18 protein-coding genes are annotated in these 22,050 nt (G+C 68.1%); 11 read left to right on the top strand and 7 right to left on the bottom strand.

From position 1 onward, the window contains the following. Positions 1 to 7 precede the first annotated feature (7 nt). Positions 8 to 973, bottom strand: a complete 966-nt coding sequence (locus tag ACNPNP_RS16240) for an AAA family ATPase (RefSeq protein WP_448967272.1) — start codon at positions 971 to 973, stop codon at positions 8 to 10. A 375-nt stretch (positions 974 to 1,348) separates the two neighbouring features. On the opposite strand from ACNPNP_RS16240, the gene ACNPNP_RS16235 reads away from it, so the two are divergent. Then, positions 1,349 to 1,873: a PadR family transcriptional regulator gene (locus tag ACNPNP_RS16235; RefSeq protein ID WP_448967064.1), complete on the top strand. Its 525-nt coding sequence runs from the start codon at positions 1,349 to 1,351 to the stop codon at positions 1,871 to 1,873. Next, positions 1,873 to 2,625, top strand: a complete 753-nt coding sequence (locus ACNPNP_RS16230) for an alpha/beta fold hydrolase (RefSeq protein WP_448967063.1) — start codon at positions 1,873 to 1,875, stop codon at positions 2,623 to 2,625. Before ACNPNP_RS16235 ends, ACNPNP_RS16230 begins: the two co-directional genes overlap by 1 nt. Positions 2,626 to 2,627: 2 nt before the next feature. On the opposite strand, the gene ACNPNP_RS16225 is transcribed toward ACNPNP_RS16230, so the two are convergent. The 4 genes from ACNPNP_RS16225 to ACNPNP_RS16210 form a co-directional block, all read right to left on the bottom strand. Then, the gene (locus tag ACNPNP_RS16225) at positions 2,628 to 3,524 is read right to left on the bottom strand and encodes a hypothetical protein (RefSeq protein ID WP_448967062.1); all 897 of its coding nucleotides are present in this window, start codon (positions 3,522 to 3,524) and stop codon (positions 2,628 to 2,630) included. A 60-nt stretch (positions 3,525 to 3,584) separates the two neighbouring features. Continuing rightward, complete coding sequence (locus tag ACNPNP_RS16220; protein ID WP_448967061.1) at positions 3,585 to 4,313, bottom strand: Pr6Pr family membrane protein; 729 nt, start codon at positions 4,311 to 4,313, stop codon at positions 3,585 to 3,587. Between the two features lie 63 nt (positions 4,314 to 4,376). Beyond that, positions 4,377 to 5,327, bottom strand: a complete 951-nt coding sequence (locus ACNPNP_RS16215; RefSeq protein ID WP_448967060.1) for a DUF4436 family protein — start codon at positions 5,325 to 5,327, stop codon at positions 4,377 to 4,379. 21 nt (positions 5,328 to 5,348) lie between these two features. Continuing rightward, positions 5,349 to 7,418: an Ig-like domain-containing protein gene (locus ACNPNP_RS16210; RefSeq protein WP_448967059.1), complete on the bottom strand. Its 2,070-nt coding sequence runs from the start codon at positions 7,416 to 7,418 to the stop codon at positions 5,349 to 5,351. 110 nt (positions 7,419 to 7,528) lie between these two features. Between ACNPNP_RS16210 and ACNPNP_RS16205 the strand changes: the two genes are divergently transcribed. Next, positions 7,529 to 8,206 (top strand): GntR family transcriptional regulator, encoded by a 678-nt coding sequence (locus ACNPNP_RS16205; protein ID WP_448967058.1) that lies wholly within the window; start codon positions 7,529 to 7,531, stop codon positions 8,204 to 8,206. Between the two features lie 56 nt (positions 8,207 to 8,262). Here the strand turns inward: ACNPNP_RS16205 and ACNPNP_RS16200 are convergent, their stop codons facing one another. Beyond that, on the bottom strand, positions 8,263 to 9,996 hold the full coding sequence (locus ACNPNP_RS16200) for a carboxypeptidase regulatory-like domain-containing protein (RefSeq protein WP_448967057.1): 1,734 nt from the start codon (positions 9,994 to 9,996) through the stop codon (positions 8,263 to 8,265). Between the two features lie 123 nt (positions 9,997 to 10,119). Between ACNPNP_RS16200 and ACNPNP_RS16195 the strand changes: the two genes are divergently transcribed. Together ACNPNP_RS16195 and ACNPNP_RS16190 are read left to right on the top strand one after the other, a co-directional pair. Further along, entirely contained in the window at positions 10,120 to 12,270 is a 2,151-nt protein-coding gene (locus ACNPNP_RS16195; RefSeq protein WP_448967056.1) for an adenylate/guanylate cyclase domain-containing protein, read from the top strand. Continuing rightward, positions 12,267 to 13,697 (top strand): mechanosensitive ion channel domain-containing protein, encoded by a 1,431-nt coding sequence (locus tag ACNPNP_RS16190; RefSeq protein ID WP_448967055.1) that lies wholly within the window; start codon positions 12,267 to 12,269, stop codon positions 13,695 to 13,697. Before ACNPNP_RS16195 ends, ACNPNP_RS16190 begins: the two co-directional genes overlap by 4 nt. 9 nt (positions 13,698 to 13,706) lie before the next feature. Here the strand turns inward: ACNPNP_RS16190 and ACNPNP_RS16185 are convergent, their stop codons facing one another. Further along, positions 13,707 to 14,669, bottom strand: a complete 963-nt coding sequence (locus ACNPNP_RS16185; protein WP_448967054.1) for a DMT family transporter — start codon at positions 14,667 to 14,669, stop codon at positions 13,707 to 13,709. A 196-nt stretch (positions 14,670 to 14,865) separates the two neighbouring features. On the opposite strand from ACNPNP_RS16185, the gene ACNPNP_RS16180 reads away from it, so the two are divergent. The 6 genes from ACNPNP_RS16180 to ACNPNP_RS16155 all read left to right on the top strand — a co-directional run bounded on the left by ACNPNP_RS16180 (position 14,866) and on the right by ACNPNP_RS16155 (position 22,049). Continuing rightward, positions 14,866 to 16,152, top strand: a complete 1,287-nt coding sequence (locus tag ACNPNP_RS16180) for an adenylosuccinate synthase (RefSeq protein ID WP_448967053.1) — start codon at positions 14,866 to 14,868, stop codon at positions 16,150 to 16,152. Between the two features lie 3 nt (positions 16,153 to 16,155). Then, positions 16,156 to 17,397 (top strand): lactonase family protein, encoded by a 1,242-nt coding sequence (locus tag ACNPNP_RS16175; protein ID WP_448967052.1) that lies wholly within the window; start codon positions 16,156 to 16,158, stop codon positions 17,395 to 17,397. A 182-nt stretch (positions 17,398 to 17,579) separates the two neighbouring features. Further along, the gene (locus tag ACNPNP_RS16170) at positions 17,580 to 19,025 is read left to right on the top strand and encodes an MFS transporter (protein WP_448967051.1); all 1,446 of its coding nucleotides are present in this window, start codon (positions 17,580 to 17,582) and stop codon (positions 19,023 to 19,025) included. Then, the gene (locus ACNPNP_RS16165) at positions 19,022 to 20,002 is read left to right on the top strand and encodes an alcohol dehydrogenase catalytic domain-containing protein (protein ID WP_448967050.1); all 981 of its coding nucleotides are present in this window, start codon (positions 19,022 to 19,024) and stop codon (positions 20,000 to 20,002) included. The genes ACNPNP_RS16170 and ACNPNP_RS16165 overlap by 4 nt, the downstream gene beginning before the upstream one ends. A 205-nt stretch (positions 20,003 to 20,207) precedes the next feature. Beyond that, positions 20,208 to 21,632, top strand: a complete 1,425-nt coding sequence (locus tag ACNPNP_RS16160) for a dihydrolipoyl dehydrogenase family protein (RefSeq protein WP_448967049.1) — start codon at positions 20,208 to 20,210, stop codon at positions 21,630 to 21,632. A 111-nt stretch (positions 21,633 to 21,743) separates the two neighbouring features. Then, positions 21,744 to 22,049, top strand: a complete 306-nt coding sequence (locus ACNPNP_RS16155; protein WP_448967048.1) for a DUF427 domain-containing protein — start codon at positions 21,744 to 21,746, stop codon at positions 22,047 to 22,049. The last annotated feature ends 1 nt before the right edge of the window (position 22,050 follow it).

Below are 22,050 nucleotides of genomic sequence, written 5' to 3'. Positions count from 1 at the left end.
GAAGGGATTACGGCGTCGGTACTGCCGCGAAGATCTGGTCGATGATCTCCTCGCTGCGGATGCCCTCGGCGTCGGCCTCGAAGGTGAGCAGCACGCGGTGGCGGAGGATGACGTGGCGGAGGGTGCGGATGTCTTCGGGCAGCACGTGCGAGCGGCCGTTGAGCAGGGCCAGCGCACGCGATGCCTGGAGGAACGCGATGCTCGCGCGGGGGCTCGCGCCGTACTTGATGTAGCGGGCGCGTTCCTCGCCGATGTACGGGCCGGGGTTACGGGTCACATAGGCGATCGAGACGATGTAGTTGCGGATCGCGGCGTCGACGTAGATGCGGCTCGCGACGTCCTGCAGCAGCTGCACGTCTTCCAGCGTGACGGCGCTGGCGACGTGGCGGTCGGGATCGAGCACGCCGGAGTCGATGCGACGGAGGATCTCGAACTCATCGGAGGGGCTCGGGTACTCGACGATCTCCTTCAGCAGGAAGCGGTCCATCTGCGCCTCGGGCAGCTCGTAGGTGCCCTCCTGCTCGATCGGGTTCTGCGTCGCGATCACGAGGAACGGCTTGGGCAGGTGGTGCACCTCTCCGCCGATCGTGGTCTGGTGCTCCTGCATCGCCTCGAGCATCGCCGACTGCGTCTTCGCGCTCGAGCGGTTGATCTCATCCAGCAGCACGAAGTTCGCGTGCACAGGACCGAGCACGGTGCGGAACGAGCCTGCCTGCGCGTCGTAGATCTGGTTGCCGGTGATGTCGCTGGGCAGCAGATCGGGCGTGCACTGGATGCGCTTGAAACTGGCCTTGACGGTGTCGGCGAGGGTGGATGCCGCGGTCGTCTTGGCGAGTCCCGGTACGGACTCGAGCAGGATGTGGCCGCCGGCGATGAGTGAGACCAGCAGGCTGGTGCGCAGGCGCTCCTGCCCCACCATCTTCGCGGAGTACGCGTCGGAGACGACCTTCAGCACGTTCGCGGCACGGGTCATCTCGGCGTCGCTCGGCGTGGAGTCCGATCCCGTGGCCGGCGCAGGTGACGGGGCGGTGCGCGGGGCGGCGGGCGCCTGTGCCTGTGCCGACGCCTGTGCCACGGCGGGCGTTGCGGACGGTGACGGTGCCGGCGCCGGTGCCGCGGAGGGCGCTGGCGGCCGCGGGGGCGGCGGTGGGGAGGCTGCCCCGGAAGCGGTGGCGTTCGACTCGTTCATCACTGTCTCCTCGCATGCGCGGGGGAGACGGTGCTCCGCTCTCCCCCGTGCACCAGCGTAATCGCAGCATCCGCCTCGGACATCCCGGAAGCACGGGCAGAAATCCCCATACCGATCACATACTTGTGCAGTCCTATATATGCGTGGTCTACTAGATCCATGCACCTGAGACACGCCATCCTCGGCCTGCTCGACATCGCCCCGCAGAGCGGTTACGACCTGGGCCGGGCATTCGCCGGATCGGTCGCGCACTTCTGGCATGCCGACCAATCGCAGATCTACCGGACCATCGACCGGCTGGAGGCCGACGGCGCGGTGGAGACGGAGTTGATCGTCCAGACCGGACGCCCCGACCGCCGCGTGCACGCGCTGACCGACGTCGGACGGGAGGAGCTGCATGCCTGGCTGCGTTCGCCGATCGAGGCGCCGCTGCCCAAGGAGCCGTTCCTCGCCCGGCTCTTCTTCGCCGAGCCGCTCGGCGTCGATGGTGTGCTCGCTCTGCTCGACGAACGGGCCGACGCGATCCGCGCGGAACGCGAGCAGCTCGCCGACCTTCCGCGGCCCACGAACGGGCTCGGGGCGGTGCTGCGCAACGCGACCCTCGACGCGGGGCTGCGAGTGGCGGATGCCGAGCTCGCCTGGCTCTCCGACGTGCGCGTCGCCGTCACCGAGGAGACGCCCTGATGGACCGGTATCCGATCGAGCACGGCGTTCGCGCGGGCGAGTCGATCATCCTGCTGCACGGCGGCAACGTGGGCAACTGGATGTGGGAACCGCAGGTGCAGGGGCTCGCAGGCCGGCACGTGATCACGCCCGATGTCGTGGCCTTCGGCGCGCGGTCGGGTGAGCGATGGCCCGGTCTCGCCGGCGCGGCCGACGACATCGCCGACATCATCCGCGAACGGGCGGCGGAGGGGAGAGCGCACGTCGTCGGCCTGTCGATGGGCGGTGTGATCGGCGTGCATCTCGCCATGCGGCATCCGGATGTCGTGCGCTCGTGCATGGTGACCGGCGCGGCCATGACCGGAGTCGGCGGGTGGGAGCGTCGACTCGCCGAAATGCAGCTGCGTTCGTGGGACAGGCGCTGGTTCTGGAGTATGCAGGCGGCGATGTTCCGCATCCCGGACGACTCTCGTGAGCTGTTCGTCTCGGACGGGATGGGCGTCGCCAAGGATGCCGCGATGCGCATGTACGGCGAGATCTTCGCGGGCGCGATGCCCGAGGGGCGTTCCCGATATGCCGGGCCTATGCTCGCGATCGCCGGGGGGAGGGAGTCCAGGAGCGTCGCCGCGGCGTTCCCGGCGCTCACGGCGGCGATGCCGCAGACGCGTACCTGGATCGCACCGGGGATGCGCCACGTGTGGAGCATCCAGGACCCGGAGCTGTTCACGAGAACGATCGTGGACTTCGTCGACCGCGACGTCGTGCCGGTCTGAGCTCAGATCGAGTCGCGCGTCGCCTGGATGTCGGCGCCGACCGTGCCGCCCGTGTACGAGACGCGGATGACCGGATCACGGAGGCCTGCGCTGATCAACGATCCGCCCAGGGTGATCCGGGCCCGACCACCGGCGTCGAAGGTCACGGAACCGGCGGTGGCGCCGTCATACACGACGGATGCCGTCGCCCCTGGCTGCCCCGAGAGCGACAGCGTGTAGCTCGACAGGATCCGGATGCCCAGGAGGCCGATCGCGTGGGTCTCGCTGATCCCTGTGAAGGCGAGGGGCCGTGCGGCCGGTGCGGGTGCGGGTGCCGAGGTAGGAGGTGCGGGAATCGCGGGTGCGGGTGCGGGTGCGGGTGCGGCGGATCCCGGGGGCGAGGCGGGAGGAGCGTCATCGGATACTCCGGCGGACTCGTCCGACGGGCCGGCTGCATCCGGCGTCGTGCCGACCGTTGCCGCCGGATCGTCCCGAACGCCCTCCTCGGCGGCGGAATCCTGTTCCTCGACGGCGTCGAGGGCGGGTGCGTCCGGTGCGTGCGGCGGGGCATCGACGGCGTCAGCCGTCTCGCTGCACCGTTCGACGCGTTCGCCGCTCTCGCCGAGCGCTCTCGGCACGCAGTGCGCACTCAGCGCGTCGCGACCGATGATCGGGTCGCTGCCGGATGCCGTGACCGCGGCGTCATCGCGCAGACCGGTCGCGAGGGCACCTGCGATGATCACGCCGACGAGCACCAGTGCGGCTGCGCTCACGAGGAGCCACGGGGCGATCCGTCGCCTTCGAGCATGCGCCGGGACGGACGCGCGGGCGCTCTGCACAGGCTGCGCGGCGGGCAGAGGCGTCTCGGTGGCGTGGACACGGTTGTCGCGACGCCGGGGGCTCATCACGGGTGTCGGCACGGATCCATCCACAACGACACCATATCGATCACCCGAGCACTCCTCGTGGCGAGAGGACGCTCAGACCGTGCGGGCCTGGACCATCGGGTCGGCCTGCTCAAGGGAACGTGCGCCGCGACGGCGTCCGACCCAGATGACGAGCGCGGCCACGCCGATGATCGCGACGGCGATGCCGATGATGTAGACGACGACCCCGCCATAGCCGCCCTGCCGGTGCGGATCGAGGAACGGGTAGGGATACCACCAGGCGTTTCCGTTCGCCGGGCTGATGATGAAGTTCGCGCGGATCAGCGTGTACACCGCCCAGACGATCGGGAACGCGACCGCGATGAACATCGCCTTCCACGGCAGTGCCCGACGCTTCGGCGCGAACAGCACGTCGACGAGCATGAACAGCGGAATGACGACGTGCAGGACCTCGTTCGACCATGGCACGGTCTGACCCTGCGGCAGTGCGTATCCGCGGAGCAGGAGGTTGTAGACGATGCCGGTCACGATCATGTACGTGCTCACGCAGACGAGAAGAGTGGCCAGCCACGCCGGCTCACGGTCGGAGTTCTTACCGGACGTCCAGGCCCAGATCGCGCCGATCGTGAGCGCGATGGCAGCCAGGATGTTGGACTCGACGGTGAAGAAACTGATGAAGTTCGTGGCCACCGTGGGGATGTGGCCACCCCATTCGGTGGTCGCCGTGAGCGCGTTGGTCATCGTCTGGACCAGCTGCGCGATGATCGCCGCTGCGGCGAGCACGGCGAATGCCAGACGGGCGTAGGGCCACCAGGTTGTCATGTTGCCTCCTGCGGGATCACTTTAGCGAGGTCGCCGGGGCGGCGTCTCTCCTTCTGCGGACGTTCAATCATCTGCTTCCGTCGCACGAGCCGCCGCTGCGGCGACCTCCTCCTCTTCGAGGGTCCGCCGACGCAGCACCGTGCTCTCGCGCCACAGCATGTAGATGCCGGTCCACAGCAGCATCCCGGCGATGAGTACGAGGCAGGGGAAGAGCACGATGAAATCCATCGCGGTGCCGATGGGAGGAGCGCCTGGCATCGAGCCGCGCAGCGCCGGAAACGACAGCAGCGTCGCAGACAGCCAGATGACGTTCGAGAACTCGAGCTTGCGCCGGATGATCGCGCTGCCGATGATCACGACGGCCATGAGCGTCGTGAGAAGGATCGCGAGGACGTAGAAACTGACCAGGGTGATGCTGAGCAGGTCGCGCGATCCGTCGATGGTCACCGGCACCAGCGTGCGCTCGCCTTCGGCGATGTCGGCGCCACGATGTCCGGCGAGCACCCAGGGTCGTGCGGAGTTGTTGAGTTCGATGACGAACGGGACCGCGCGTCCGGTCTCGTCGTCCTGCACGCTGAGCTGGAAGTCGGCGTAGGGGGTGTCGAACGGGTAGGCGCTGTCTCCGCGCTCGAGCGACAGCGTCAGCGATGTCGGGTCGACGATCGACTCGCCGGGGAAGGTCACCACAGACGTGGTGATGCCTCCGCTGGAGACCTCGATGCGCAGGTTGCGTGAGATCTCGCCGGACTTGTCGCCGACGAGCGATCCATGCGGAATGGGGATGACGTTCGCCTCGACCACGCGGTTCGTGAGATCGATGTCCTGCGTGGACATCCGCAGCGTCAGGTAATTGCTGTCGGAGGTCTCGTTGTCGCCGCTGATGGGAACCTCGGTGTTCGCGTCCAGCACCCCCGAGAATGACACGACCACGTAGTACACGACGAGAACGACCCCGACGACGGCAAGGATGATCGGCGCGGGGTTGCGGCGCTTCTTGGGTGCGGTGTCAGACATGGATCGGCTCCAGATAGGGGGTCAAGGTCGACGTCGTTCGGCCACGGATGCGGCGAGTGCGAGCAGAAGCATGGCGGTGAGAGGGAGGAAGGCGCCCTCGAGCGTCGACATGTCGAGAGTGAACGCGGCTTTCCATTCATCGGTGTCGCTGTCGTCGGACGCGATGGCGGTGGTCACGGTGCGGGTGTTGTCGCCGGAGCCGTCGCCGGTGTTCAGCGACACCTGCTGGATCGCCCGATCGGGCGCGTTGAGGGCATCCGCGAAGAGTCGCATTTCGATCTGTGCGCGCTCACCCGGCTGCAGCACGACCGTGCAAGAGAACGAACGGGTCTCGGTCACGCAGGACTCCGTGTCCGCGTCGTCGACCAGAATGCGCACCAGTCGATAGACCATGCCCTGGTTGACGCGTCCCGAGAGCGAGATCTCGATCGGCTCGTCTCCGGAGACCGGGCCGATCGTACCTCGCAGCGTCGACACGGTCCCCGGCTGTATCTCGTCAGCCGCGAAGGACAGCGACAACGGCAGCGGGGCACGATCCGGTTCGGTGGTCGTGGGCGGTGCAGTGGGCGGTGCTGTCTCCTCAGGCGCAGTGGGCGGTGCTGTCTCCTCAGGAGAAGGAAGCGGTCTCGGCGCGGCCGGCGGGAACGATGTCTGAGGCGGCTCTTCGGTGTTCGTCGGCGGAGGCGGTGGCGGTCGGACGGGAATGGCAGCGACCGTGAACCGGTGCGTGGTGCTGGGATCGGACGTCAGGCCACCCATGCTCTGCACCGCAGTGAGGGCGACATCACCGACGCCGAACGCACGGTTCGGCGAACAATTCCAGTTGCCCGAGGCATCGGCTGTCGTTTCACACACGGCACCGGACGCATCGCTGACGGTCACTCCGGCGTCGCGGAGCGCAGTCCCGCCGATCGCGGGTGTGCGGTCAGTCGTCGAACTCCCCACGGCCGGCCGGGAGATGGCCGGCGGTGCGGGGGCGACGACGGTGAGCGTGTCGGATGCTGAGATCGGTGACGCGGCGTCGTTGATCGAGTCCGCGGACGCGGTGAGCGTGAATACGGTGCCTTCCGCCGTCCCGGTGGGGACACTTCCGGTTGCTCGGATCTCGACGGTCGCCGAGGAGGCGAGGTCTCCGAGCGCGACGCCTCCCGGAAGAATCGCGCAGTCGGTGTCGACGCCGGCGACCGTGCAGGTGGTCGCGGGGAACCCACCGAGGTCGACGGATGCGCTGACTGCTTCCGCAATGCCCGGACCTCCGTTGGCGACGCTGACGATGCGCTCCACGACGACCGCGGGCGGGGTCGTGGTCACTCCGGCGTGAGTGACGGCGAGCGCGGCCGGCTCCAGCACCTCGACCGAGACCGCCGCAGAGGACGGCGAGACATCACCGCCGGGGCTGGTCTGGGTCGCGGTGATGGCGTGAATCCCGATCGCCAAGGGCGTCGAGGGCGTGCACGACCATGTCGTCCCCGCATCGGCCGCGATCGCGCACGAGTCGGCGCCATCGATGAGCACGTTCGAGCCGTAGCCGGCGCGTTTTGTACCTGTGATCGTCGGTTGCGTGTCGAGCGTGCGCGAGCCATCGCTCGGCGCAATGATCTCCGGGGCAGGAGGCGCGAGCACGGTTATCGAGTACGAGCCGCTTTCGCTTCCGGGAATGTCAGACGCGCCGGTGGTGACGCCGGCGGCCGCTGCGGCGTCGATCTGCAATACGACGGTGACGAGGTTGCCTGCCGCCCAGCCGCCCGCTCCCGACGGTCCGCACACCACGGATGCCCCGGATCCACTGCAGGGAAACTGAGAGGATCCGGATGCGGCGGATCCACTCGCAGATACGATGCTCGTTCCGGCTGGTGCATTCACGTTCCAAGGGGAGAAAGCCGGCCCGGTGTTGTCGTTGCGGATGACGATCGTGACCTGGTCCCCGGGATACCCCGTCGCTTGTTGCACCTGCGTCATCGCCTGCGCCGGCGCGGCTGTCCATGGGGCGACGGAGGTGGCAGTTGCCACGAGCACGCAGATGAACGCCGACAGGGCGAACCGGGCGCCGCCGCGGCTCTTCGCACGTCGGTGGGGTGGCCTCGTGCGCATGTGTTCAGACTACTCACATCCGATATATCGCTGCGAGTGCGCGTCGGTAGGCACGGGTATCATCGGTTCACAGGGGGGCCGGTCGATACCGGTCGATGAAAGTCGGGGACGTGGTTCGAGAGCAGGATTCGCAGCAGCTGCTGCGGCGGCGGGTCGGCGCGATCGCGTCCGACACCGTGGCGCTGAGTGAGTCGGTCTACGAGGCGATCGGTGACGCGAGCGTCGAGGGCCGGTTGGAGCCCGGCGAGCGCTTGAGCGACAAAGAGCTCGCAGAGACGCTCGGCGTCTCGCGTACTCCTGTTCGTGAGGCGCTGCAGCGCCTGTCGTGGATAGGCCTCGTCGAAGTGTCGCCGAACCGGTACACACGAGTGACCCTGATCTCCGACGAGATCGTCGCCAAGACCCTCGAGTACACCGGGCTTCAGGCGGGGATCGTCCTGCACCTGGCGGTCATGCGCATGGATGATTCAGCGCTGGAGTCGGCGATCGAACTGCTCGATCGCATGATCGACGCATCGGATCTGGACGACAGCAGCGCGCTCATGCTCGCCTCGCGGATGTTCGTCGGGTTCCTGACCAAGGAATCCGGCAATGCCGTCCTCAGCCGTGTGATGCACGAGGCGAGCCTCATGGTCCAGCGAAATCTTCGGCACACCGCCCCGCCGCTCCAGCCGCCCGAGTTCCGCAGCGACTGCTATCGGCGGATGCGTGCGGCGATGCAGGAGCGCGATGCTGACGCGGCAGAGCACTGGTTCCGTGTTCAGCATGGAATCGGCTCTCCCGCATGATCAGATGCCGGCCCGCCCCCGGAGGGAGGCAGGCCGGCATCCCACGGCTGACGGCGTCAGCGCTGCAGTCGGCGACGACCGATCGCCAGTAGCAGGCCGCCGCCGAGAAGGGCGATGGCGCCTGCCACGATGAACGGGCTGCTGTCGGCACCGGTCACGGCGAGCGGGCCGGATCCACTGCTGCCCGGGGCCTGCCCGGGGGGTGGAACCGTGGGGGCGGGCGGATCGATCGGGTCCACAGGCGCGACCGGGTCGGCGATCAGCGCGAAGTCGCGATCCACGATGACGTCACCGGATGCTGTGATCGTCGCAGTCACAACCGCGGGCCCGTCGACCGTGTACCCGTCGGGGGCGATGACCGAGATGTCGTACGTGCCGGGCGGGAGGTCGCCAATCGAGTACGTCCCGTCCGCGCCGCTCGTGGCGGTGGTCGTGCCGGCGGGGCCGTCGAGCGAAACAGTCACGCCGTCGAGCGGATCGCCGTCGGAGTCCGTGATCGTCCCGGAGATCGACCCGAGCCTGGCGAGCTCGAAGTCGATGCCAGTGAGGTCCGTTCCCGCCACGGTCTCGTTCCTCGTCGCCGGTGTGACCGCCACCGTGCCCGCTGGCACGGTGATCGCGACGTCGTACGTGCCGTCTCCGATCAGGGGGAACGAGTACGTGCCGTCGGCCGCGGTCGTGGTCGTGAGGGTGCCGCCCGGGCCGGTCGCGGTGACCGTGACGCCACCGATCCCGGAGCCGGCCGCAGTCACGGTGCCGTCCAGCGAGGCGATGTCGCGCACCGTGAGGTCGACCACGGCGTCTGCCGTGCGCAGGTCAGCGGTTCCGGTCGCGACCACTCCGACCTTGCCGGGCGGCGGGGTGGCCGTGACCTGGTACCCGTCGGTCGCGAAGAATCCGGGGAAGGAGTAGAGACCGCCACCGGACGTGGTCGTGGTGGCAACGACTGCACCGTTCGCATCGGTGAGCGAGAGTGCGACGCCGTCGAGCGGTCCATCTTCCACGTCGCTGACCGTGCCGGTGATGTCTCGCGCCATCGACGCGAACCAGGTCTGGTAGATCGGGAAGCCGGAGCGCTGGGAGTACTCGAAGGTGAGCGTGCTGATCGACACAGTCGGCTCGAACCATGCCGCCGCGCCGGCCGTGTCCGCTGCCGTCGGGTTTCCCATGAGCGTGAGCGTCGCCGGGTCCCACGTGGGCACGTCGCCGACGTATCCGGCGCACGACATACCGACGCCGACGCCGGGGTCGCAGTAGTTGAATGCGTCCCGGAAGCCGAGATCCGCGGCGGTGAGCGCTGCGCCCGTCGCAGTGGTGCCCGAGATGCGCAGCGAGTCGGCGTCGATGTCACCGAGCGCGAAGGCCCAGCCGGAAGCCGGAGCAGGAGTGTCGAACGTGTACGTCGTGGTGGAGGGGGAGGCTGCGCTGTTCGCCTGCGGGCGGAGGTTCAGATAGGGCTGGTTGCGGCTGGACCCGTACTCCGCGCCGATCGGCGTGCTGTCGGAGAGCCACGTCGAAGCGCCGGAGATGACGCCGATTCCTCCACCGCCGAGCGAGTCGCTGGTTATCGTGGCGGTCAGGGTCGGTTGTCCGGCGAGCGTCATCGACGACGTGTAGTTCCCGCCCGTTCCGGCGAGCGGATCCCACGATGCCCACGCGGTCGTCGTCGCGGCCGAGGCTGCTGGGGCGATGGCAAGACTCAGTGCGGCGGTCGCCACCACGGTCGCGAGGGCTCCCCGGCGCCTGCGATGACGTGCGGGGTTTCTGGGGGAAGAGTCATCGTGACGCATTTCCTCAGTCTGTCGGAGACGATTCACAGCCGCAATATATTGGATGCTCGATAAGAGCCATCCTGATGCGATAGGAATGTCCCTGTGTAGTTGCGACGCCACGAGTTCGCGAGGGGGAACGGCGTGTCAGAGATCCATGAGACGGTGGAGCAGACCAGGGCGGAGAGGTTGCGCTCGCCGCGACGATTCGGCATCAGCATTCAATCGAAGCTGCTCCTCATGATGCTCGTCACCGCGCTCATCACGGCGCTCGTTGTCGGCATCATCGGCGTGGTCAACGGCCGGCAGTCGCTGTTACAGGCGACGCAGGCGCACATGACCTCGATCCGCGAGATGCGCGCGCACGAGATCGAGCAGTCTCTCACCTCTCTCCAGCAGTACGTCGTCGCGATGTCGCAGCGCGAGTCTGTCGTCGAATCCACGCGGGCGTTCGATGGAGCCTGGCACGAACTCGAGGAGCAGCCACTGGATCCGGAGCGCGAACAGGCGCTCGAGACCTTCTACGACGATGTGTTCATCCCTGCGCTCGAAGAGCGCTCGGGCAACGACTACGACGGCGTGGGACTGATTCCGCAGTCGACGCCAGGCAAGTACCTGCAGTCCGTGTACACCGCGTCCACGCCGGAGTCGGCGGACCGTCTCGCGATTATCGACCCAGGAGACGGCAGCACGTTCTCGGCGTTGAACGCGCGGTACCAGGGCATCTACAAGAGCGCGATCGAAGACCTCGGCTACGAGGACATGCTCGTGGCCAATGAGCACGGCGACATCGTGTACTCCGCGTACAAGGGCGAAGACCTCGGCATCAGCCTCACCGAGGGGACGTACGCCAACAGCCTGCTGGCCGACGCCTTCCGACGCGTGATCTCCTCCGGATCCCCCACCGCGGTCGTCACGACCGACTTCGAACGCTGGCAGCCGGGAGAGAACAAGCCGAACATGTGGGTCGTCTCCTCGATCGCCGACGCCGACGGCATCTACGGTGCGCTCATCGTGCAGGTTCCGATGGCGACCATCAACGAACTCACCACCGGCGGGGAAAGCTGGCAGGAGCAGGGCTTCGGCAGCACGGGAGAGGTGTACCTGGTCGGTGCCGACGATCTGATGCGCAGCAATTCCCGGTTGCTGGTGGAGGACCCGGAGGAGTTCGCACGGCGCTCTCGTGCGGGCGGAACAGCGCAGAACGCGGTCGATCAGATGCAGCAGCACGGCGGCAGCATCCTGCAGCAGCCGATCGTGTCCTCGGCCGTCGAGGCGGCGCAACGCGGCGAGTCGGGCGTGAGTGTCAATCGCGACTACCTGGGCGGCGAGAGCGTCTCGGCGTATCAGCCGCTGCACATCGGCGATCTGGACTGGGTGATCGTCGCCCGGGCGGACACGAGCGAGGCATACGCGCGCGTGAACGATTTCACTCGCAATCTGATCCTTTCGGCTCTCGCGCTGCTGCTGCTCGTGAGCCTCGCCGCTCTTCTGCTCGCGCAGACCTTCTCCCGCCCGATCCGCAGACTCGCGGTCGCCGTGCGTGAGGTCGCCGCAGGCGACTACGGCGTACGGGCTCCGGTGCGCGGACGCGACGAGGTCGGTGACCTGGGCAACGCCTTCAACGACATGGCCGAGAGCTTGCAGCTCAAGCAGCAGCTCCTCGACGAGGAGAAGGCCGAGAACGACCGCATCATGCGCACCCTCATGCCCGAAGAGGTGGCGGAGCGGTATCGCGCCGGTGAAGAGGCCATCGCGCAGTCACACAAGAACGTGTCGGTGGTCTTCGCGGAGCTCACCGATTTCGACGCATTCGCGCGGGACATCTCCGAACAGGAGGAGATCACCGCGCTGAACGAGCTCATGCGCCTCTTCGACGAGGCGGCGAAGAAGACCGGCGTCGAGAGCGTGCGGACACTGCGCGGCGGCTACCTCGCATCCTGTGGCCTGATGACGCCGAGGGTGGACGCCGTGCGTCGTGCGGTGCAGTTCGCCGGCGAGATGCGCGCGGCTGTTGGCCGATTCAACGCCCAGCACGGATCCTCGATCGATCTGCGTGCCGGCGTCGACTCCGGCCTGGTGACCAGCGGCGTGGTCTCCCGTGCGAGCCTCGCCTACGACCTGTGGGGTGAGGCGGTGAACCTCTCGCAGCGTGTGCGCACCGTCACCACCGAGCCAGGGGTGTACGTCAGCGACGCCGTGCACGGCCGACTGCAGGAGACGGTCGGTTTCGAACAGGTCGGCACGCTCGAGGTCGACGGCACTGAGCAGGCGGTGTGGCGGGTGATCGGATGAGCGGTATCGCCAATCCCTTCGAGGAAGGGTGGGGCTGGTGGGCCCTCGGACTGGCGGTCGGATTGCCGCTCCTGCTGGTCATCACCAGCGAGGTGCTTCACGAGCTCAGCCGGCGCGGTTCCGCTGCGGCGAAGCCGGTGCGCTTCCTGCGCAACTGGGTGCTCCCCTTCGCGGCGCTGTTTGTTCTGCTCGCCTTCGCCCTCCAGTCCGATGCGGGCAACGTCTGGCTGCGGATCGTCGCGACGATCCTGGGAACTCTGGTCGTCCTGCTCGTGCTCTCGGCGTTCAACGTGGCGATGTTCCGTCGAAAGGGCAAGGACGCGGATGCCACGTGGCAGCGCCGTGTGCCGAACATCTTCGTCGAACTCGCGCGCGTCTTCCTCGTCATCATCGGCGTGGCGCTCCTCCTGCAATTCGTGTGGGGTGCGGATGTCGGCGCGATCTGGACCGGTCTGGGTTTCGGGTCGATCGTGCTCGGCCTCGCCTTGCAGAAAGCGGCCGGGGGGATCTTCTCCGGCCTGCTGCTGCTGTTCGAGTCGCCGTTCAAGATCGGCGACGCGATCGAGGGCGGCGGTGCATCGGGACGCGTCGTCGACATCAACTGGCGGTCGGTGCACGTGCAGACCTCGAACGGACTGCAGATCGTGCCGAATGCGGCGCTCGCCGACGGGGTCATACTCAACAAGAGCCGCTCCGGCGCCATCTACAACGCGTCCGTCGACGTCGAGTTCACGACAGACGATCCGCCACACGAGGTGATCGCGCTGCTGACCGATGTCGCGAGCTCGCTGCCGATGCTCGCCGAGAACGCGCATCCGCGTGGCGCGTACCACGGAGGAGCGGCCTACTCGGTCTCGTTGCCCCTCGACACCGCAGCGGACGAGGGGCGTGCGAAGAGTCTTTTCCTGGCGTGGCTCTGGTACGGCGCCAGGCGGCGCGCACTCGGTTTCAACGGCGACACGACCGACCCGCTGCAAGAACCGGAGAACCGCGCGCGGGCTCTCGAGCTGGTCGAGAGTGCCCTGCAGTTCCCCGCCGAGCAGCGCGACGTCGTCTACGCTGCCGCGACTCTCGAACGGTTCGGGATGGGCGAGACGATCGTGCGCAAGGGCGACACCCTCGAGAAGGTCGGGTTCATCACCGACGGCGCCGTGCAGATGGTGCTCGACACTGAACAGGCCGGACGCATCGAAGTCGGCGTCGCAGAAGCCGGGGAGTACATCGCATCGACAGCGCTGGTGCGTCAACCGCAGCTGGTGACGTGTCTCGCCTCCGGGATGACGACGATCATGTGGGTGCCGGTCGAGGTGCTCGACGGCTTGATCGATCAGCGGCCGGCGACTGCGACGGAGTTCGGCCAGATCATCGAGGCCCGCCGCGAACAGGTGTCGAAGGCGCGAGCACGCGCGGGACTTCCGAACGCGTAGCCGGATCGCTCACCGCCGGGGGCGCCGCCGCATCCGCGTGACGAGAACGCCGAGCAGGCACAGCGCCCCGCCGATGAACATCATCAGCGTCGGCACCTCGCCGAGGATCATCCACGACATGAGGATCGCGATCGCAGGCACGACGTAGGTCGTCGCGGAGGTCTGTCCGGCTGTACTCCGCTGAAGCACGTACGCCCAGGTGGTGAAGGCGATCGCCGTCGGGAAGATGCCGAGATACACGACCCACAGCGTCGCGTCCAGCGGCGCGGTCTGCAGGTCGGCGACGAGACGGCCGGCCCACGGCAGCAGTGCGACGGTGCCGACGATCGCCCCGAGCCAGGTCAGCGTCGTCGCGTCGACTCCTGAGGTGAGCAGGTGCTTCTGCACCAGCGTGCAGCCCGCGTACATGACCGCCGCAAGCAGGGCGAGCAGAAGACCGGTGATGTCGAGCCCGGCGCTCGTAGAGGAGTTCATGCCGATCAGCACCACGCCGAGGAATGCGATCGGAGCCCCGATCAGCAGTGGTCGGGGGAAGCCCTCGCGGAGGAACAGTCCGCTGAAGACGACGACCATCAGGGGCGCGAGGTTCACGACCATCGCGGCGGTGCCGGCGTCGAGCGTCAGCTCGGCGCTGTTCAGGGCCAGGTTGTAGACGCAGAACCAGCCGATCCCCCATACGATCACCAGAGGCCAGTAGCGGCGCTCCGGTAGCCGGATGCCGTGCCGCAGCGCGATGATCGCCAACGCGGCGCTGCCCACCGCCATGCGCAGCAGTGCCAGCGAGCCGGGGTCGAAGTGCGGACCGGCGCCGCGGATGCCGATGAACGCGGACGCCCACAGCACGACGGTGACGAGAGCGGCGATGAGGGTGAGCGATCCGCGGGAGCGCGGTGCGGCATCAGCGGGCGTGGCGCCATCGGGCCCGGCGGTGTTCGTCGCGCGCGGCGTGGGGCGGATGGGCGCATCGGGCATGATCCGATCCTCCCAGTGGCCGCCGACATCGTCGACCGGCCCGAGAGCCAGATCCCGCGCTTTTCCCGCCAGGCTCGACGCCGTCGGTCCGCCCACGCGGGCGTCTCAGAGGGCTTCGCTAAGATGGAACGGCCCGATCGGGCCAGCTCATCGGCCGGTGCAAACCCGGCGAGAAGCATTACCCAGGGGGTTACCCATGCCAGGAATCGTGATCATCGGCGTCCAGTGGGGCGACGAAGGCAAGGGCAAGGCGACCGACCTGCTCGGCGACCGCACCGACTGGGTGGTGAAGTTCAACGGCGGCAACAACGCCGGGCACACCGTCGTGGTCGGCAACGAGAAGTACGCCCTGCACCTTCTGCCCTCCGGCATCCTCTCGCCCGGCGTCACCCCGGTGATCGGCAACGGCGTCGTCATCGATCCCGAAGTGCTCTTCGATGAGCTCACCGCGCTCTCGGCGCGGGGCATCGACGTCTCGAAGCTGCGGGTCAGTGCGAACGCGCACCTCATCACGCAGTTCCACCGCACCCTCGACAAGGTGACGGAGCGCTTCCTCGGCAAGCGCAACATCGGCACCACCGGCCGCGGCATCGGTCCCGCCTACGCCGACAAGATCAACCGCATCGGCATCCGCGTGCAGGACCTCTTCGACGAGAACATCCTGCGTCAGAAGGTCGAGGGCGCGCTCGATCAGAAGAACCACCTGCTGGTGAAGGTCTTCAACCGCCGTGCGGTGACGGTCGACGAGATCGTCGAGGAGCTGCTCTCCTACGCGGAGCGGTTGCGTCCGATGGTCGCCGACACCGGGCATCTGATCGACGAGGCGCTCGAGCGCGGTGACGTCGTGGTGTTCGAGGGCGGTCAGGCGACGATGCTCGACATCGACCACGGCACGTACCCCTTCGTCACCTCTTCGACCGCGACGGCTGCAGGCGCGGCATCCGGTTCCGGAGTCGGACCGGGGCGCCTCGACCGCATCGTCGGAATCGTCAAGGCGTACACGACGCGCGTCGGCTCGGGTCCGTTCCCGACCGAGCTCTTCGACGAGAAGGGCGACTGGCTGCGTTCCGCCGGCTTCGAGTTCGGCACCACCACCGGCCGGCCGCGCCGGGTCGGCTGGTACGACGCGCCGATCACGCGTTACGCGACGCGCATCAACGGCATCACCGACCTCGTGCTGACCAAGCTCGACATCCTCACCGGACTCGAGCAGATCCCGGTCTGCGTCGCGTACGACGTCGATGGCGAGCGGTTCGACGACGTGCCGGTGAACCAGACCGATTTCCACCACGCGAAGCCCATCTACGAGGACTTCCCCGGCTGGAGCGAGGACATCTCCACCGCGCGCACCTTCGAGGACCTGCCGCAGACCGCGCAGGAGTACGTGCTCGCACTCGAGAAGATGAGCAGGACCCGCATCTCGGTGATCGGCGTCGGCCCGGAGCGCGATCAGGTGATCGTGCGTCACGACCTGCTCGACTGAGTCGTGACGCAGTTCTGGGTCGGTGGCTACGGCGCCGACATGGGTGGGGATGCCACCGGCATCGGCCTGCTCGAAGGTGATGAGGGGCGCGAGCCGGCCACGCTCGCCTACCGCGGCGTCGTGACCCGGACCGCGTCTCCTTCGTGGCTCACGCGGCATCCGTCTCTCGACGTCGTCTACGCGGCGCTCGAAGGCGACGGCACCGTGCAGGCGTTCACCCGCACCGGCCAGTCTGGACTTGCGCCGATGGGCCGCCCGGTCGCGGCGGGCGATTCCGTCTGCCACCTCGCGGTCGCGCCCAGCGGCGCGTACCTGATCGCCAGTTGCTACGGCGACGGCCGGGTCGTGCGCATCGACGTGTCTGCTGATGGGTCGCTCCTGAAGCCGACGATCGCGGCGTATGCGCTCGATCCTTATGATCCGGATGCTGCGCAGCATGCCGCAGGAGACGATCCTTCGCAGCCCTCGGCGCAGGAGATCGCCGCGGCCATGCTGCGCAGCGGTTCCATGACGTTCGAGGAGCCCCCTGCTGCTGTCGTGGAGCCGCCGCGCTCGGGGCTGCTGCTGTTCGACGACGTGCTCGGGTTCAACACTCCTGCGGCACCGGAGCCCGAAGCGGCGGTCGAAGAGGATGAGCAGCCCGCTCGCTCATCCCATGCGCACGCCGCGGCATTCCTGCCGGACGGACGCATCGCGACCACCGACCTCGGGTTCGACCTCGTGCGCATCTGGCGCCCGGCGCAGGGCAGGCTGACGCTGGATCACGAGATCATGCTGCCGCTGGGCACCGGCCCTCGGCACATGGTCGTCCACCCGAGCGGGCATCTGCACATCGTGACCGAGTACTCCTGCGAGATCTTCACGCTCGCCGTGCAGCCGGACGGCCGCTGGGCGCTCGCCGCAGCGACCACGGTGACTCCGGCGGCCGAGATCGGCACCGACTTCCCCGCCGAGCTCGCCCTCTCCCGAGACGGCGAGACCCTGTACACCGCGCTGCGGGGCAGCAACACGATCGCCGCCCTTCGCGTGCGCGGCGCCGGCGAGACGATCGAACCGCTCGCGCTCGCTGAATCAGGGGTGGACTGGCCCCGCCACCATCTCGTCCACGACGGCTCGCTTCTCGTCGCCGGGCAGCGCTCGAATGAGATCAGCGTGCTCGACCTCGACGATCGCACGGGTGCTCCCCGCGGCATCCGGCACCGCACCTCCGCGCCGGTGCCGACGAGTCTGCTGCTCGCGCGCTAGGCGCTCTGAGTACGGTCTGACTCGTCCGTCACGCGCCCTCGTCGGCCCGTCGCCGGTGCACCTGTCAGCCCGGATCACACATGCATGTCGGAATCGGCCCGGATCGACTGACATCTGTATTTCGGACTGACAAGTGTGCCCCGCTTGACCTCAACCATGGTTGAGGTTCTAACGTCGGGGGAATGACGACGGACACAGGAGAAGTGCGGGCCGCCGAGCCGCCCGCACCGGGCATCATGAGCGGCACGTACCTCTGGATCACGATCGGGGCATGCGCTCTCGTGTTCCTCGGAGCGTTCGAATCGCTGGCCGTCACGACGGTGATGCCGGTCGTGAGCGACGAGCTCGGCGGAGAGCGGCTGTACGCACTCGCGTTCGCCGGACCGCTGGCCACGGGAGTCATCGGCATGGTCGTCGCAGGAAACTGGTCCGATCGCCGGGGACCGACTGCCGCGCTGTACACGTCTGTGGCCGCGTTCGTCGCCGGCCTGCTCATCGCCGGACTCGCGCCGACCATGGAGATCCTCGTGGCCGGCCGCTTCGTGCAGGGGCTGGGCAGTGGGGCGATGATGGTCGCGCTCTACGTCGTGGTCGCCAGGGTGTACGCACAGGACAAGCATCCGGCGATCTTCGCCGCGTTCTCCGCGGCGTGGGTCGTGCCGTCGCTGATCGGGCCGACGATCGCCGCTGTCGTCACCGACCTGTGGAGCTGGCACTGGGTCTTCCTCGGCGTCGTCGTGCTCGCCCTGGCCGCGCTGCTGATGGTGGTTCCGGCGCTTCGCGGCCTGTCCGGCGGCGGTGATGCGACGGCGCCGTGGGCGCTCGGACGGCTCGGCTGGTCGGTACTCGCGGCGTTCGCGGTGCTCGCGCTCAACCTCGTCGGCGACGTTCCCGGTGTCGGTCCGGTGCTGGCGGTGGCCGCAGTCGTGATCGCGCTGATCGCCGTGCGGCCGCTGGTGCCTCGGGGGACGTTCATCGCGCGTCGAGGGCTCCCATCGGTGATCCTCGTGCGCGGACTCGTGGCCGGTGCCTTCTTCGGCACGCAGGTGTACGTGCCGTATCTGCTGACCGACAGGTACCTGCTCACGCCCACTCTCGCCGGGCTCGCACTGACGGGCGGCGCCCTCGCCTGGTCGACGGCATCGACCGTGCAAGGGCGGATGGGCGCCCGACTGCCGAACGTGATCGCCCTGCGGATCGGAACCGCACTGGTGCTGGTGGGCATCGCCATCGTGCTGGCGACCTCGGCCTTCCGGTGGGATGCGCTGGTCATCGCCGTCGCATGGGTCGTCGCAGGCTCGGGCATGGGACTCATGAGTCCCCGTAGCAGCGTGCTGACGCTGTCGCTGTCGACGCCAGCGAATCAGGGCTTCAACAGTGCGGCCATGACGGTCGCCGACTCGTTCGGCAGCGCGATGGTGCTGGCGATCACCGGCACGCTCTTCGCCGCGCTCGCGACGATCACGGATCCGTTCACCGCTGTGTTCGCACTGGCGGGGGCGATCGCGGCCGTGGCGGTGGTCCTGGCGAAGCGGGTCGGGCCCGCGGACGGTGTCGCGACCGTCAGAGTCGCAGCAGACGTCGAGGCCGCATCAGATGACGACATGGAAAAGGGAGCGACGGCATGAGGGCGATCGTGCAGCGGGAGTTCGGCGGACCGGAGGTTCTCGTGATCGGCGAGGCTGACCTTCCGGAGCCGGGGGAAGGGCAGGTGCGCGTCCGGGTTGCGGCGGCAGGAGTGCATGCCGTGGACACGAACATCAGGCAGGCCGACGGGCCGCCGTCCATGCCGCGACCCGCACTGCCGATGACGCCGGGTCGCGAAGTGGCAGGCATGGTGGATGCGGTGGGTCCGGACGTCGACGGATCGTTGATCGGCAGTCGGGTCGTCGCGCACGTCGGATTCCTGAACGGTGGATACGCCGAGTACGCCCTGGCCCCGGCCACCGCGCTGCACTCTGTGCCGGACGGCGTGTCCTTCCCTCAGGCCGTCGCGGCGATCGGCACGGGACGCACGGCGCAGTACGTGCTGGATGAGGCACGGATGAAGGCGACGGACGTCGTCATCCTGCCCGGAGCATCCGGAGGGCTCGGCAGCCAGCTGGTCCACCTCTCCCTCGCGGTCGGCGCAACCGTCGTCGCCCTGTACGGAGGTGAGGCGAAGCGCGCAGTCGTGGAGGGGCTGGCGTCGGATGTCGAGAGATTCTTCGCGCTGGATGCCACGGATGAGTCCTGGCCGTCTCAGATGACCGCACTGCTCGAGGAGCGCGAGCCGTCGCTGCTGATCGACGGCGTGGGCGGTGCGACCGGGCGGGCCGCGTTCGAGGCACTGGGGCGCGGCGGGCGCGTGGTGATCATCGGATGGTCAAGCGGTGAGGCCGTGCGGATCGATACCGACGACATCGTCGACCGGTCGCTGACCGTCACGGTTCCCCTGGGACGGCCGATCTCGGAGCTGCGCGAGCTTGAGGCGCGGGCACTCGCCGCGGTCGCCGACGGCCGGGTGAATCCGCCGGTCGATGAGTATCCGCTCGAGCGCGCCGGCGACGCGCACGCGGCGATAGAGCAGCGACGTCAGCGCGGGAAGGTCGTCCTGATCCCGTGACGACGGCGTGATCCGGCGGATGCCGGTACACCACGACTGCATAACTCCGGAGCTTCTCGGCACTCTGGCGTGATTCGGTCCACCTCGAGGCCGATTCGGCCCGTTTCTCCGGAGTTATGCGACCGCGCCGGGGAACAAGACCGGTGACATCGCGTTGCATCTCGACAAGACTGGTGCGGTACCGGTTCCGACGAGAGGCGACGACATGTCAACGGATTCATACGACCTGATCGTCCTCGGCGGCGGGCCCGTCGGTGAGAACGTCGCCGATCGAGCCGTCCAGGGCGGGCTCACCGCCATCATCGTGGAGAGTGAGCTCGTCGGTGGCGAATGCTCGTACTGGGCGTGCATGCCCTCCAAGGCATTGCTGCGATCCGCTCAGGCGCTGCGCGCGGCGCAGCACGTGGCCGGCGCAGCCGAGGCGGTGACCGGAACGCTCGACGTGCGCGCCGTGCTCGCCCGCCGCAACTCGTTCACGAGCGACTGGTCCGACGACGGTCAGGTGAAGTGGCTCGACTCTGCCGGCATCGATCTCGCCCGCGGCCACGGCCGCATCACCGGTCCGCGTGAAGTCACCGTGACGGCGGAAGACGGCACCACGCGGGTGCTCAGCGCCCGGCACGCGGTCGCGATCAGCACAGGAACGGATGCCGCGATCGCGCCCATCCCTGGACTCGCCGAAGCGAAACCCTGGACGAGCCGTGAGGCGACGAGTGCGCAGGAGATCCCGGCATCCCTCGCCATCATCGGCGGCGGAGTGGTCGCCGTCGAGATGGCCACCGCCTACGCCGGCCTCGGCGCGGAGGTCACACTGATCGCACGCAGCGGACTGCTCGAGAAGATGGAGCCGTTCGCAGGTGAGCTCGTCGAGAAGGGACTGCGCGAGCTCGGCGTCGACGTCCGCACGAACACCGGAACGACGCGCGTCGCGCGCGGCGCTGCAGGGGTCACCGTGACGCTCGACGACGGCACGGAGGTCACAGCATCCGAAGTTCTCGCCGCGACCGGACGCACTCCGCGCAGCAGCGACATCGGCCTCGAGACCGTCGACCTCGAGCCGGGCAGGTACATCACCACCGACGACACGCTCCGCGTGACAGGCAGCGACTGGCTGTACGCCGTGGGCGACGTGAACGGACGGGTGCTGCTGACCCACCAGGGCAAGTACCAGGCCAGGGCGGCAGGCGATGCGATCGCGGCGCGCGCGAACGGTGGCGACGTCGACGACGCCGCATGGGGTAGCCACGTCGCGACCGCCGACCACGCCGCTGTGCCGCAGGTCGTGTTCGGCGAACCGGAGGTCGCATCGGTCGGGCTGACGGCGAAGGCTGCCGAGGATGCCGGATTCCAGATCCGCGTGATCGATCAGGACCTCGGGGCCGTCGCCGGCTCCAGCCTCCGTGAAGACGGGTACAGCGGACAGGCCCGCATGGTCGTCGACACCGAACGCGACGTCATCCTCGGCGTCACCTTCGTGGGCCCGGACGTCGCGGATCTGCTCCAGACGGCCACCGTCGCGATCGTGGGTGAAGTGCCGCTCTCGCGGATGTGGCACGCCGTACCCGCGTACCCGACCGTCAGCGAGGTCTGGCTGCGGCTGCTCGAGCAGTACGGGCGGGACTCCGCCTGAGACCGCTGCGGTCCCATCCATCTCGTGCTCGGCTCCGAACAGCCGAAGAATATGCCCCCATATGTCCGACCCTTCCCATACGCTCGAAACCGAATCTGAGGAGACATGACCATGAAGGCTGTACTCGCAGGAACCGTCATCGCCGAAGCCGACCAGAGCGATCTCATCTCGATCGAGGGCAACTGGTACTTCCCACTGACCTCTGTGAAGGATGGCGTGCTCGTCGACAGTCCCACGCCGTACACGTGCCCTTGGAAGGGCGAGGCGCAGTACCACTCGGCGATCGTCGACGGCGAGACATACGCCGACGCCGCCTGGGGCTACCCGAACCCGTACCCGACCGCGTTCGAACGCCTCGGCAAGGACATCTCCGGCCACATCGCGTTCGATCCACGCCAGGTGGAGGTCGGATCATAAG

It is taken from the genome of Microbacterium xerophyticum (assembly GCF_053543555.1).
The sequence above is the reverse complement of the archived record's forward strand: the minus strand, read 5'-3'. Positions and strand labels throughout refer to the sequence as shown.